General features: G+C 48.6%; 10 protein-coding genes. All 10 read right to left on the bottom strand.

From position 1 onward, the window contains the following. Nucleotides 1-89: 89 nt before the first annotated feature. Nucleotides 90-1,742, bottom strand: a complete 1,653-nt coding sequence (locus AC50Y3_RS19165; protein WP_494820325.1) for an extracellular solute-binding protein — start codon at nucleotides 1,740-1,742, stop codon at nucleotides 90-92. A 100-nt stretch (nucleotides 1,743-1,842) separates the two neighbouring features. After that, entirely contained in the window at nucleotides 1,843-2,736 is an 894-nt protein-coding gene (locus tag AC50Y3_RS19170) for a carbohydrate ABC transporter permease (RefSeq protein ID WP_494820326.1), read from the bottom strand. A gap of 34 nt (nucleotides 2,737-2,770) precedes the next feature. Continuing rightward, nucleotides 2,771-3,754 carry an ABC transporter permease gene (locus AC50Y3_RS19175; protein WP_494820327.1) on the bottom strand — a complete coding sequence of 328 codons (984 nt, stop codon included), beginning with the start codon at nucleotides 3,752-3,754 and terminating at the stop codon, nucleotides 2,771-2,773. A gap of 248 nt (nucleotides 3,755-4,002) precedes the next feature. Continuing rightward, a complete protein-coding gene (locus AC50Y3_RS19180) occupies nucleotides 4,003-5,844 on the bottom strand; it encodes a cache domain-containing sensor histidine kinase (RefSeq protein WP_494820328.1) in 1,842 nt (613 codons plus the stop codon). After that, the gene (locus tag AC50Y3_RS19185) at nucleotides 5,837-7,456 is read right to left on the bottom strand and encodes a response regulator transcription factor (RefSeq protein WP_494820329.1); all 1,620 of its coding nucleotides are present in this window, start codon (nucleotides 7,454-7,456) and stop codon (nucleotides 5,837-5,839) included. The genes AC50Y3_RS19180 and AC50Y3_RS19185 overlap by 8 nt, the downstream gene beginning before the upstream one ends. 149 nt (nucleotides 7,457-7,605) lie before the next feature. Beyond that, nucleotides 7,606-9,384, bottom strand: a complete 1,779-nt coding sequence (locus AC50Y3_RS19190; RefSeq protein WP_494820330.1) for a type 2 periplasmic-binding domain-containing protein — start codon at nucleotides 9,382-9,384, stop codon at nucleotides 7,606-7,608. A 70-nt stretch (nucleotides 9,385-9,454) separates the two neighbouring features. Next, the gene (locus AC50Y3_RS19195) at nucleotides 9,455-10,339 is read right to left on the bottom strand and encodes a carbohydrate ABC transporter permease (RefSeq protein ID WP_494820331.1); all 885 of its coding nucleotides are present in this window, start codon (nucleotides 10,337-10,339) and stop codon (nucleotides 9,455-9,457) included. A 15-nt stretch (nucleotides 10,340-10,354) separates the two neighbouring features. Then, on the bottom strand, nucleotides 10,355-11,281 hold the full coding sequence (locus AC50Y3_RS19200; protein ID WP_494820332.1) for an ABC transporter permease subunit: 927 nt from the start codon (nucleotides 11,279-11,281) through the stop codon (nucleotides 10,355-10,357). 158 nt (nucleotides 11,282-11,439) lie between these two features. Continuing rightward, nucleotides 11,440-11,658: a hypothetical protein gene (locus tag AC50Y3_RS19205; protein ID WP_494820333.1), complete on the bottom strand. Its 219-nt coding sequence runs from the start codon at nucleotides 11,656-11,658 to the stop codon at nucleotides 11,440-11,442. Nucleotides 11,659-11,831: 173 nt separating this feature from the next. Beyond that, on the bottom strand, nucleotides 11,832-14,915 hold the full coding sequence (locus AC50Y3_RS19210) for a discoidin domain-containing protein (RefSeq protein ID WP_494820334.1): 3,084 nt from the start codon (nucleotides 14,913-14,915) through the stop codon (nucleotides 11,832-11,834). Nucleotides 14,916-14,933: the final 18 nt, after the last annotated feature.

Consider the following 14,933-nt stretch of genomic DNA (forward strand, 5'->3'; position numbering starts at 1 on the left):
TCTCCATGTCATTCGTCTTGCAAGATTCGCTTACTCGTATGGAAATAGTGGGAAACGGCTTGAATAAGCCGTTTCCCATTCAATCGTTCTTATTTCCAAAGCGCCAATCTTGCTTGGTAATTGTCGTTGATGATTTTCTCGACGGACTCGCTTCCCGCCGCCTTCATGTCGGCCAGCATGTTGTCGAACGTGCTTGCAGCTTCCGCTTCCGTCTTGGCATTGATCGCTTTCGTCAGCGATTGGTTCATAATATCCGACAGCTTCTGTGCGGTTAGAATTTCAGGCGTGCCGCCCTGCGGACCGAGATTATCATAAATATCCGTGTTCCAGCCGGAGTCGCCCAGGTTCTTTATCGCCATTTTGTCTACTTCGCCGCGATCGTAACGGGCCACCATGTCGTACACCGTACCGTCTTCGGCTTTGCCGCCCTTGATGAACCAGGTCCACTTGCGAACGCCTGACTCTTTAACGGTGTTGCCGAAATCGGCCTTGAATTTCTGAAGCACCTCCGGACGAGGCACATGCTTGCCGTCCTTCATGTCCCAGTCCACGCCTTCAATCCCCCACTGCAACAGGTATTGTCCCTGTTCGCTGGCAAGGTAATTGATGAACTTCATCGTTTCTTCCGGATGCTTGTTCGCTTTTGTAATGCCGATTGCATCCCAGCCGAGCGAGCTTAACGGTCCGTACGTGGTCTTTGCCGGATCTACGCCAGGCGCGACGACTTTGTACGCATAATATTGCTTGTCTGCTCCGCCGTCCTTTTTGAGCGATTCGTTAGCGGTGCCGAGATCCCAATATGCGCCTAACGTGGCGAAGATGTTGCCCGCCGCCATTTTCTCCAACCACGTTTCCCGTTTGTTGAGCGCCCATTCGGGATCGATCAATCCTTCGCGGAACAGTTTGTTCATATACAGAATCATATCACGATATTGGGGATCCTCGACATCGTATTGTAGTTTGCCGTCCACTTCATAATACGATTTCATGCCGAACATGCCCTTGAATGTTCCGAGAACCGCTCCCATATTAGAGCCGTCCATCGTCATTGCAATGGTCTTCTTCCCGTTTACCTCAGGATACTTCGCTTTGAAATCCAGTAATGCACGCTCGAACTCGTCAGCCGTGAATGGCACGCCTCCGTCAGCTTTATCCGGTGCCAGTTCCTTAAGCATATCCATCTTCAAGTTGAAGCCGAATACCGGTTCGTTCTTGGCGAATCCGTACCAATTGGATAGGAAGTAATTTTTGCCGTCCGTGTACCTTGTCTTATTCAAAGTGTCGCCGTACATTTGCGTGACGTCGGGGCCGTATTGGCTGATTAAGTCGTCAAGCGAAATGAGCGCGCCTGATGCGATGTACTTGTTAAGGATATCGCTGCTCCGGTCGAACATGATGATATCCGGGAAATCCTCGGAGGCCAGCATCAGGTTCAGCTTCTCCGTCGGATTGCCTGTCGGTTGCTGGATCTCGACCGTGACGCCGGTCTTTTTCGTGATTTCGCGAGCGACCGGATCATCGAAATTCTCACCGGTATTTTTGTCGAAAAACGTAATTTTGAGCGGCTCCTTAGCGCTATCGGTATTTCCACCGTTGTTGCTAGCTAAGTTGTCTTCGTTCTGCCCGTTCGCGGCAGCCGCAGGTTCGTTCTTATCATTGCCGGTACTGCTGCAGCCCGCTATTAGCGCAGCGCTTACAATCGTGCTTGCCAAAATCGTTCCTATTTTCTTGATCGATGCCATGGATGGAGATCCCCCTTAATTAATGATAAAGTCCGGACGTCACTGCTACCTGAGACTTGAACCTTCCTACGAATATCACCTCCCCCAATAATACAGCGGCTCAGCTTTTAACAGCGCCAAGCGTCAAGCCCTTGACGAAATACCGCTGCAAAAACGGATACACAAGGATGATCGGGATTGTCGCGACCATCGTTGCCGCCATGCGGATCGTATCCGGCGAAATGGCCGTCCGCTTGAAGGAATCTGCCAATTGGGTCCGGCTATTCGTGAATGAGCTCGTCTGGTATTGATTCAGGATTTTGACGAGTACCGCCTGCAGCGTCTTGAGCTGCGGCTTGTAGGTAAACACATAGGAATCGAACCAGGAATTCCAATGGCCGATCGCCGAGAACAGCCCAATCGTCACGAGCACCGGCAGGCACACCGGCAGCACGATCTTCCAGTAAATTTGCAGATCGTTCGCCCCGTCCATTTTCGCCGATTCCTCTACTTCCGCCGGCAGCTCCTGCATAAATGTTCGAACGATGATAACGAAAAACACGTTCATTAGATTCGGTATGATATAGACGGCGAAGCTATCGATCAGGTGCACGTTCTTCAAGATCATGTAGTACGGAATGAGGCCGCCGCCGAAATACATCGTGAATATAAAGAACAAACCGATCATGCGCCGTCCCACTAAATCCTTCTTGCTAAGCGCATAGGCGAGCAAACTAATGACCATCACCGTCAGCGGAGTGCCAACTACCGTCCGAAGCAGCGTGACTTTAAGCCCGTTCAGGATTTCTCGATCCTGCAAAATTTGCTTGTAACTTTCAAGAGTGAACTCCCGGGGCCAGAACGTGATGCCGCCCCGAACCGTATCGCTCGCGCTGTTAAGGGATAGGGCTAAAATGTTCCAAAAGGGATAGAACGTAATCATGAACACGAATATCAAAATCAAATAGATGCCTGCCGTATAGATTCGCTCTCCCGCACCGCTGATTTTCTCCAAAGCCGGCCGCCTCCTGCTCTTCTTCTCTTAAGCGTTAGTACAACGATTGCTGATTGACCTTTCTAGACCATGCATTTACTAGTACGACTAATAGGAATGCGACGACCGATTTAAACAATCCGACCGCGGCCCCGTAGGAGAACATGCCATTCTGTAAACCGTAACGGTACGTATACGTATCAATAACGTCGGAATATTGCAGCACCGTCGTATTCTGAAGCAAATATTGCTGGTCAAAGCCCGCATTGAGCACGTTGCCGAGCGCGAGAATTAAGAGAATCGTAATCGTCGGCTTGAGTGCAGGCAGCGTGACGTTCACCATCTGCCGCCACCGGTTCGCGCCGTCTACTCTCGCGGCCTCGTAAAGCTCTGCATTGATGCTCGTAATCGCGGCCAAATAAATAATGGCGTTAAAGCCCATCTCTTTCCAGGCATTCGAGAACGCGATGATCCACCAGAACATATGGCCATTCTGCAGGAACAGTACCGGCTCGTCGATGATATGAAGGGCCATCAAAAGTTGATTGAGCGGGCCCTGGGAGGACAGCATCGTAACGATGATGTTCGCGGCGATGACCCAGGAAACGAAATGCGGCAAATACGATACGGTTTGCACGACCCGTTTAAACAAGCCTTGGCTAACCTCATTGATGACGAGTGCCAGTATAATCGGAGCAGGGAAACCTATCAGGAGGGAGAGCAAGCTCTGCGCCAACGTATTTCTGAGAATGGGATAGAAATCCCCGTTATTCAGAAAATAGTGAAACCACTTCAGCCCGATAAATTCACTGTGAAAAAACTGATTGAAAAAAGATCCACCGCCCGGCGAGTAGTTGATGAAGGCCATATATAAGCCAAACATAGGACCGTAAGCGAATACTAGCGTGCATATAAAGCCGGGGAGGATCATAAGAAACAACCATTTCTGCCTCTTCATCCTACTCCACGGCGACGTGCGCTTTTTCTTCGAAATCGCCCGCGCATCCGTAAGATTGCTCTGCTGCAAAGTCACTTCCATAAAAACCTCCTCCTAGAGCGTCCTATAGTCATATTTGTAAGCGGTAACAATTTCTTATTATAAATATCCCCCACTGCATTAAATACGTAGAAATCGAGACAGATCAGAAAAATACGATACCTTAGGGCAAAAAAAATGAACGGCGAAAGCCACTGGGCTTCCACCGTTCATTTTTACTCTATTGTGTTAATAGGTCCTTTGTTCCCCAAAGCCGGCTGCTCTCGCGTTTTATGGAACTATGGCACCCTCTACAAATTAGCTGGCAAGCGGAGACGAACCTCTGTCCCGATACCGGTTTGACTTTCAATCATCAAGCCATAAGCTTTTCCGTGCTGCATTTGTATTCTTCTGTTTACGTTCGCGAGACCGATGCTGCCGCCGATAGCCGATGGCTTCGGCGATTCGCCACCCTCCAAATGCTCACGGATCAGTGCCAACCGTTCCATGGAGATACCCGCCCCGTTATCGCGAACGATAATACTCAGCTCGTTCCCGCTCTTCTCGGCGGTAATCGTGATTGTGCCTTGATAGCCTTTCGTATTCAACCCATGCTGGAAGGCGTTTTCAACAATCGGCTGCAAAATAAACCGGATCACTTGGCACGACCTCAGCGCTTCCGGGATATGAATCGATACCTGAACGCCTTCCCCATAACGAACATTCATGATTTTCAAGTAATTATCGATGTAGGCCACTTCTTCGGAGAGCTTCATGGTCGGCGAACGATCCTTATAAATGGTTCGAAGCATATTTCCAAGCGTTGTAATGCTGTCTACGATGCTAAGTTCATTCCGAACCAGTGCCACCCACTTGATTGTGTTCAAGGAATTATATAAGAAATGCGGATTGATTTGGGATTGCAGCGACTCCATCTCCAGTGTCCGCTTCTCTTCCTCGATCGCTTTGTTCTCCTTGATCAGCTCCTCGATGCTTAGCGACATTTTATTAAACCGTCTCCCAATAATGCCGAGTTCCGTGCTTGGCGTCTCGTTAAGAACAATTCCGACGTTACCCTTCTCCATCTCGCGCATCGCGTAGACCAAGTGATTAAACGGCCTCGTGATCCGATAGATCCAGTAGAAGGATAGAAGAAGCGCCAGAAACAGACTCAATATAATAACCAAACCGATGAGCTGCCGCAAAGTCTGGATATTGCGAATGAATTCCGCTTTCGGCGTTTCGTTGATCAGCGTCCACCCCGTCTGCCCGATCCGATAAAAAGTAACTTGTTTAGAACGGCCCTCGACTTGCGCCGTAAAGCTGCCGTTGGAGATGGAATGGTCGATTCGAGCAGCCAAAGGCGCAATCGATCCGATCCTGCCCAGGTCCGGATGGGATATGATGATGCCGGCATCGTCAATCACATACGATGCTTCATACTTATTTGTGCCTTCACTGCCGCTAAAAAGGGAGCCGAATTCGGATTGCCGAACGTTAACGACCAACACCGCGGATAGATCCACGCGCCCTAGAGCGGTGACATAACGAACGGCTGATAGGTAGGGCAAGGGAACCTCTCCGGGTGAAATCCTTTCCTTCAAATTGAATAAAGAGGAGTCCGTCAACCCGTCCCACAAAAAACCAAACGATTTGTCTGTGATTTCTCGATAGAGGTTGGATGAATAAAAAGGGCTGGATTCCCTGGCATCCTTCTCATACCAACTTCTTGAGCCGGAATCGAAGACCGCTTCTCCGCTTCGGTTATACAAAGCAATGGAATGAACATAGGGATACGTGAGCAGAAAACGGTCCATCGACTTGAGGATCTCCTGCATATTGCCCAGCCGGGTGGCTTCATCCGTTATATCGGGATTTGCGATAAACTCTTGAATCTCTTTATTTATGGCAAATAAGCCCGCCATTTTTTCCAGTTGATCGCGAAAATTAACGATGCTGTATTCGGACTGGCGAAATTGACGAGTGACCATCTCCTCGGATTGCTTATTCAGAATAGACAACACGCTATTATAGACGAGGGCGGAAATCAGACATACGATGATCAGGGTCATCGCCACAAAAGAAGCAATAAGCTGGGTCTTCAATTTGACATTGAAGCTGCGGTCGCTGAAAACACTCAAGATTTTACTCATTCTCATATGCGCCAACCATACCGTTTAACACCTTTGTTTTCCTGAATTCCAAAGGGGAAACACCTGTCGTTTTTTTGAAAATGCGGCTGAAATACGCGCTGTCCGGAACGCCTACGATTTCGGCAATTTCATAGGTTTTGAGTGTCGTGCTGCGCAGCAGCTCCTTTGCCTTCTCGATCCGGCAATCCGTCAGGTACTCGATGAGATTGCGCCCCATTTCTTTCTTAAAGAGAAGGCTGCAATAATTGGGGCTGAGCCGAACATGATCGGATATTTCTTTCAGCGAAATATCCTGGTCGAAATTGCGGTGAATGTACTGCACGGCGTCGGCTACTTCTTTGCTGACGGATTTGATCATGCTCTTTAATTTCGCGGTTTCCGCAAGATGGTTTTCCCAAACCTCTATCGAATCCAGAATCGAGTAGCAGGCTTCGATCCTTTCCTTGCCGGTCAAGCCCATGAGCGGCATGGAATCTTCAGGGATGCTTAGATAGGAATATGTCCACTCCATCAACAAGGTAAAAAGCAGTTTCCAGCTGCGTTCATCGTAAAGAGGCTGCTCCAGCCGCTTCTGCACTTCCTTCTTTAGATCGCCCGCATACGGTTCGTCCAGACTTTCCCAGACAGTACAACCGGCGCTGACCGCCTGTTTCCACTTGGCCAATGCAATTTCTTTGGGCCGATCGGATAACATCTGGATCGGGACTTCGGCGAAATATCGATCTGCCATGCAGGCATTGCATTTTTGATAAAGCCTCTTTAACCCGACTAAGCCTTGGTCGATCTCGCTCACGCATATATGAACCGAAACGTCGAAATACGTTTTTATCGCTCGGAGGACATTCTCGAACAAGCTGATCAGCGTGACCACAACGTCTTCATCCGTGGTCCGATCGTGAAAAGACAGTACGAACAAATAGCGGTTGTCTTTGTCGTGAAACGCTTCCCCCGCACCGTGATTGGCCATGATTTCGTTTAGCACGTTCAATATCGTAAAATGGATCAGTTCGCCGCGATCGTCATTGAACCGTTTCAATAGGCGCGCGTGCTGGTTCGTCTCCATAATGGCTGTCACGACTCTGCCCTGCCCGATGCGCGAATTCAGTTGCTTCAGCAGAACCGTCATTTCCGACTCCGAATAAACGCCGTAAAACAAATAATCCTTTAGCAGCTTCTCCTTCAAAGTACCGATACTTATGTTATTGTTTAATGTCCTAAAGGGCGAGTTTGCCCTGTTCTTCAATTCCTCATAGACGGAGCCCACGATGGATTCCATTTCGTCAAATGTCATCGTCAGCTTCAAGATATAACCGGAAACCTTGAAATTCGCCGCTTTACGGGCATATTCGAATTCCTCGATGCAGGACAGGATCAAGATTCTGGTATCCGCATCTTTCCTTCGCACCGCCGATATCAGTTCCATACCATCCATAACGGGCATTTTGAGATCCGTAATGATGAGATCCGGCTTCTCCTTCTCGTAGACCTCCAGTGCGTCTTTTCCATTGGATACATCGGCGATCACTTCCATCTCGTATTTGCTCCACGGGAAGGAGTTTTTTAGACCAATGCGGACGAGCATTTCATCTTCTACGATCAATACTTTATACATGACAACACCTCGTTTCCAGAGGTCATCAACCGTCTGTTTCAATCCTACTATAGCTTGCTCGTTCCCAATATTGCAATAGAAATACCGGACAGGCAGTTTGCTGCCTGTCCGGTTTCTTGCGGGTACAGTAACGGCGAATACCGCCGGAATTAGTTACCCGAGATAAGCTGTTCATACTTTGCCATGCCGTCTTCAAAGGATTTCTTCCAGAATGCGTCCGCTTCCGCAAAACCGGCTTTGTTTACAAGGTCCATGATGCGTTCCTTTTCTTTCTGGAACGCCTCGTCATCCTTCGCCATGACGGCTTTCGGCGTTTCCTTGATCAGAATTTGCTCAATATTCGCTTCGATTTTGGCGAGCTCGTCATCGCCTTGGGCTTGAAGGGCAGGCAGTGCGGGAATGTATGCCGGACTCAAGCTTTTCGCTTTTCCTTGTTCGACAAGCTTGTTCCAAGCATCGCCCGGATATGCCCCGCCATAGTGAGCGCTATATTCCTCGTCAAGCGGGTTGAGCTTCGTTTTAAAGTACTTGTCGGTCAAACGGAGATCCAAGTAAGAGCCGTCTGTATCTACAGCACTGCCTCCTAGTCCGGCAAACATACCGTAAAGACTAACGCCGGTGTTGGTTGCAAAGCTTGAGTCTTCATTTATCGCCTTTATTGTCGCATCCAGCAATTCGGGTTTGCCGTTCTCGATATCCCAATGCGTGCCCTGGATACCATCCAGCAGAAGACGCGTACCTTCCTGCGAAAAGAAATAATCGAGGAATTCGATGATTCTTTCCGGGTTTTTCGCGTTCTTCGAGATGACGATCCAAGGATCGTTCAAGCCGACGACCGATTGAAGACTGTACGCCTGCGACGTCGCTCCGTCAACTACTTGGGCCACGAAACCCTTGTCGTTTTGTCCTTTAGCTTTGAAGTACGCGTTGGCTCCATCCAGCTCCCAGCCCATATGCATCGTCAAAAGCTGGCCGGCTTTCAGCTTTGCCTGATAATCGGTATATTTTTGCGTGAATGCTTCCTTGTCCAGGATGCCCGCGCGATAGGCTTTATTGTAGAAGGATACCCCCCGCCAGAACGGGCCGTCCGCTCCATACCGATAAACGTACGAACCATCGGGTTTGGTCGTCGTGTTTTTGGTGGATTCCGTCCAACCTTCCGCATAAATAAATGGCACATAGTAAGACCATAAGCCCCAGTCCGTCCAACCGGACAATCCGTATACTTTTTTTCCTTCGTCCGTTTTCGGATGTTTCTTCAGCTCGTCGGCAATCATGGGGATCAAATCGTCATATGACTTCAGTTCCGGGTAACCCTCTTCTTTATAGTAGTCCCAGCGGGTAAACCAGCCGATCCAAGGCGAATAATTGCTGTAAGGCTTTGCTTCAGGAGTGATTGCAACAGGCAGAAAATAGTAGCTGCCGTCCTTGTTGCCCAATCGCGCGTTAATGACGTCCAGTGCGCTTTTGTACTTCGAGATGTTCGGCGCTTTGGCAAGCAACTCATTCAGCGGCATTGCGAGTTTGCCATCAAGCGCATCCTTGGCCCGATCCGGCGGCAGCAGCATAATATCCGGAAGATCGCCGCCTGCGAGCATCACCTTGATTTTATCCTGATCCATGCTCGTAATATCCAAGGTTACACCCGTTTTGGCTTTGATGGCATCGGCCACCGGGTTGCTTTGAACGCCTGGGACGCCGTTGAACTGCTGATTCCAACTCATTCGGAGCGTAATTGGTTCCTGCGCGGCCGGTGCTGCGTTTTCAGATGCGGCAGTCCCCTCCGTATTAGCCGCCGTTGAATTGCCGGTCTCGGCCGAATTTCTGATAGGCTCGTTGTTGCCGCCGTTGCTGCATGCGCCAAGAACGAATGCAAAGCTCAGAATGATAGCAAGCCGTGAAATCGGATTTGCCTTTTTCTTTGTCATGTCCCTTGAACCCTCCCAGTTAATTGTAATCTATATACAGCCTAAATTGGCGGTATAACGGTCTCGATTTTTAACCTTTGATTGCGCCAAGCATGATGCCTTTGACAAAATAGCGCTGCATAAACGGATACACCAGTAGAATCGGAAACGTGACAATCATGGTGATACTCATTTTGATCGTCTCCGGGGTCATTTTAATGTCCTTGGCATTTCTAGTGATGCTGGAAGGATCCATATTCGTGAACGAGCTCGCTTGGCTCAGAAATTCATAGAGGGTCAGTTGAAGCGTTTTCAAATGTTGGCTATGTACAAGAAAGTAGTTATCCATCCATGTGTTCCATTGGCCGACAGAAGCGAAAATCGCCACGGTTGCGACAATCGGCATACACAGCGGGAATATAATCCTGGTAAACAAAGTGATATAGCCGGCACCGTCCATCATCGCCGATTCCTCCAGAGCGACCGGAAGCTGCTCGATGTAGGTCTTGATCAGAATAACGAAGAATCCAACAACGGCAGTAGGCAACACATAAAGCAGGAAGCTGTTGTCCAAGCGGAGCATCTTCATCGTGATATACCAGGGAATCAAGCCCGCGTTAATGTAGAGGGTCACAACCAGCAGCCGGTAGACAAGCTTGCGAAACTTCATTTTTTCTTTTGTCAGCAAGTAGGCAAAGAAGCTGGAACAGACCACGGTAAGCAGCGTACCGATGACCGTGCGGGAAATCGATACGAAAAAAGCATCTTTTATATTAGGCAACGAGAGCATATTTTGATAGGTATCCAACTTGAAGCCTGCCGGTATGAAGAAAATGCCCTGAACGACTTTGGCCGGGTCGCTGACAGAATAAATCAGGACATAGTAAAAGGGATAGATACATAGAAGGACGAAGACGGTCAATACGATGTAATTGACGCCGTCGAACAACCTGCTGCTGAGGCGCATCGAACTCATGGATAGACCTCCTTCCTAAATCATAGATTGACCGCGAACGCGTTTCGAAATGACATTTACCGTAAACAAAAGCACAACGCTGACAAGCGTTTTTAACATGCCGACCGCAGTCGCGAAAGGATAATCCCCGACTTTGATCCCCGAACGATACACATAGTAATCAAGCACTTCGATTTTGTCGGCAACGAGCGGATTGTAGAATACGAAATATTGATCGAAGGAACTGGACAGCATTGCGCTTATATTCAACAGCAACAGCACCAGAAACGTCGGCATGACACCGGGAATGGTGATGTGCCATATGGTTCGGAAACGATTCGCCCCGTCAACCTTGGCAGCGTCATAAAGCTCGGAGTCAATGCCAGCGATAGCCGCAATGTAGATAATGGCGCTCCACCCTAGGCCCTTCCATATGGTAATCGCCGCTTGAAAGTACCAGGTTGCGCCAGCGTTGCCCATCGGATCGACAGTATGATCAATACCGAGCAGCATCAGCGCGGTATTGACAAGCCCTTCCGCAGAGAATATTGCATAAGAAAGCGCATAGACGAGAACCCAACTAATAAAATTCGGCAACGTTGAGAACGTCTGGATGAATTTCTGGTATCTGACGGATCGCAGTTCGTTCAGCATAACGGCAAACACGATGGCTAGCGGAGAGAGCAGGATATTCAGGAAGTTCATCGCAAGCGTATTGACAAGCGCATTTTGCAAATCCGCAGAAAAATCGAATATCTCGCGAATGTGCTTCAGTCCCGAGAACGGTGTATCGGACAAGGGTACGCCGGGTCTATAATCAAAAAACGCGTATACCCATCCATACACCGGAAAAAAACTGAATAAAATCATCAGAACGATAAACGGTGTCGAGAGGAGAAATAAGTTCCATCCATCCCTGCTCTTCTTACCTTGTTCGGATTTCCACGCATTACTTGAAATCATGGTGAAGCCCCTTTCTATGTGCTGCAAATTCATTATAGAAAAGCCTGAGCCTGAACTGAATTGACCTTTTTCCGTCTTCTTGGATATTTGTATCGAAGTCCGTTCCTCAATTGGAATACGGGAGCATCTGTCTTCAACAGGTTTGGATAATCTTCAGATTAATGCGCTTTTTTTCTCATCCGGACGAAGGAGTAGATGGCGATACCGCTCCTCCAATCCCGCTTTGGCAGCCTTCCTTCCATTCTGTTCTTCATACTTCCGGCAGCTTGTTTGGCCCGTTCTATCGTGCGATAAGGATGCTCCACCGTACCCGGGTTCCTATCGTCCCCACTCGTAGAAACAAACCTTTCGTTCCGTGCCGCTCTCGTTTCCATCATTGAACTCCTCGACCCCTTTTCTGCAATTTAGGGTTATTATAAAAAAGGTAATGTGCGAATAGGAATGGATTTAATTATGACTTTCAGTACTTTCTCTTCACCCAGAGATATCGCCTATGCTAGGCGCAAATAAAAAACCGATCAGCTGCTCAGCATGACCGGTTTCGGTTTGTTTATTTATAAATCGTGAAAGTCAAATCCCTGTTTCCTCCGCTTTCCGTTCCCCAAGTAACGCCTCCATCAACCGACAGCTTTTCCAGTCCGTTCGAATACGGATTGCTGTCGCTATAGCCGAAGCCATATTTATTGTTTGTGGAAGCGTCGTCGACCGTGCCCGGAGATCTAAGAATAATGCCGTACGTTTTGGTCGTGTCCAGACCCGTCAATTTCGGATAAATCGAGTAAGGTGTCAAGACGCCCTGGACGTTAAATGGCGGAAGTGCTGCCGTAAAGAGCTTCTGCGACGGATTGCCGCTTGCGTTGAGCAAAACAATGTCCACATACAGATTATCTTCGGGAAGTTTGTTGACATAGCTCTCGTACAGCCACATATCGATTTTGGGCAAACTGGACTGTGTAACCTTGAACGTCTGCATGCGTTGAACATTCGCGCGGATATCCGAATAAGTGGAATAAGCTGAAGTGCTATCATCTTTGTTAATTACATTGCCGGTATTTCCGGTGATATTGTAAGCTTCTATTTCGTTAATGGAAGGAATAAAGCGGGCATGCGTCGCGTATAACCTGATCTTGGTTGTCGATACGGTCGGAAAATCGATCATCTTTACATCTCCAATAGTGAACCCGTTCGACAGGTTCTTGTAGGCCGAACCGTCCCAGTACTGAAGCCGGAAGGTATCGATTTGGAAGTTTTGGTTCCCGTAGCCGTATTCTTTGACAACGACGCGGTTTACGTTCGTAGCGGTACCGAAATTCACTTCGACCCATTGATTGTTGTTCGAACTTCCATCGGCGCTCCATCTCGTTCCCAAATTACCGTCCGTCACCAGTGCAGCCCCGTAACCCCCAGGATAAGTCGTCGATGCAGTAGCGGATTTTCCGATTGCCAGATTGGCAGGCGGTAATGGTAACGAAGACGTGTTGGTCGAGATTCTCAGAATAACGGACTCTCCCGGAGTCTGTATGCGGGTGTAACTTCCACTGAAAGTTCCGAGTTTATTTCCGCTATACAACTCCGTAACGGTATAGGTAACACTAGGACTCAGTCCGAGGTCGGAGAACGTAATCGTATTCGTCGCCGAATTGTTCAAGTCCCAGTTGGAGAGCCCTACGATTTTATCGCCATTCGCAGCGGTTAAATAAACGGCGGCCGGAGAATGCTCCAGCTTATGATAGAAATTCGTCATCTTAACCGGTTTTGCCGCTTTCCCCATATTCACGATGTCAATAAGGGAGGTATTCAACAAGGTCGCCATTCGGTCCTCCGGAAGAAAAGGCGTGTTATCTCCGACGAGGAGGTGACCTCCGCCGAGTACGATCGCTGTTGATAACAGCCTGCTGTTGCTGAAGGAATATTGATTAAAACCGCTCGTAAAACCCGCTGGCATGATCATGTCGGGGTCGTTGTATTGATACAACGTGCCATTCGTCCACCACGAGGCGGCGGTATTGAACGCTTGTCGCTCTATGCCCGAATATAGCGTATTTTGCAGTCCGATGCTCGTATCGCACCCTGTTCTTCTACCATGCGCATAGCCCGAAGGGAGCAACGGCGCGATCGATTCGTCTATATAAATGGGTCTGCCTGCGGCAAGCAATTCGCTTTTCATTGCTTGCATGCCGATCCGATAAGCCTGCATGCCGTTTTTCGAGGAATCGTAAAAACTTCCATCAAACATCCCCACATCCAAGAAATCCAGCTTGGCGTAGTCGAATCCCGGATCTACGAAATATTCCTTCATAAGATACTTGAGATAGATTTGACCGGCGGGATGCGTTGCATCCACGATAGGCGTGTTGATATAAGACATAATGGGATTCCCGCCGGCATCCTTGAGCGCAATATCTTGGAACGTGTAGGTCGGCGCATTTGGAACCGGAGCCGTCAGCGGATCCCAAATCGTGAACGGAGAAGTATAGCTCCCCGCTTTCAACCCTTTGCTATGAACGTAACTCGCATAATTTGTTAAATCGGTCTTCGTTGTCGGCGTAGATGCCCCGCGATAACAGCAATCCAAATTCAAATAGGTATACCCCAGAGGCTGTAATACCCTTGCATAATAATCAACCGTAGCCTTCATCGCTTCAACGGTAGGATAATTCAAGAAGCCGTAATAAGTATTAAAGCCCTTCGGTACGCCTCCGCTCCACGTCATCATCGGTTCTCCGACGGCGTAAACGCTTCCAAATTTCTCTAAACCGTCTTGATAGTCATCATAGTACCCTAGAAAAAACTTATCCGAGGAAACCGACGTTCCGCTTTGTTTCCCCCCGGCGTTGTAGACAGAGAAACCGGTTAACGGCCCATTAGCCGTGCTGGCTTGGCTCAAATATTGCATGCTCTTCCATTTGAAAGTTGTCGCAGCTCCAGCAATAAAGCCGTGTTTATTCGTGTTGTCAAACATCGCGGCTACCCAGTAGCTTTTGCCGTTAAATGCACTCCAGGGAACAGATGTGCCGTATGCACGGTCATCCCCGTTTTCGCTGTTGCCAAAATCGTTGACCGGCGCGACGCCAAAGTCATAGTTATTCGTGTAAGGAGTCGTGTAAATCCTCTTGTCCGACCCGGAACCGATGTCCAAATTGGAGGCGGCGATGGGTTCCAAGAAATCAATGGTTTGAGAAGTGCTTTTCGTGACCTGCATGTCTGCAATGACGAACGGCTTATCTTCGTACATAACAATATTCAGAATAATCGTGCTGCCTGCCGTCAACGCGTTCGTAAGCGTAAGCTTCATGCCGTTTGTCCCATAACCGTCCGTTCCGATTGCACTCCAAGCAGCCGTTCTAGTTCCGGGATCGTAAGAACTGATTCTTGCAGCACTGCCCGCTACGGTGTAATCAGAGTAAAAATTAGTCATGATCGTTGTCGCACCGGCATTGAAATTGCCCTTGCCTATCGATAAATCGTAAGTAATCGTAATCGTTCCGTTCGTTGCCGTAACGATGCTGCCGCTTTGCGAAATGTTGACAGCGGCGGCAAACGTCTCCGAAGTACCGAATTGCAATATACCTATCAAAAGAAGAGACATTACGGCAATCATTTTCATTACGTTCCCGACCCTTTTACCAATCATTAGATTTCGCCTCCTTTA

Source organism: Paenibacillus sp. J22R98 (assembly GCF_059383835.1).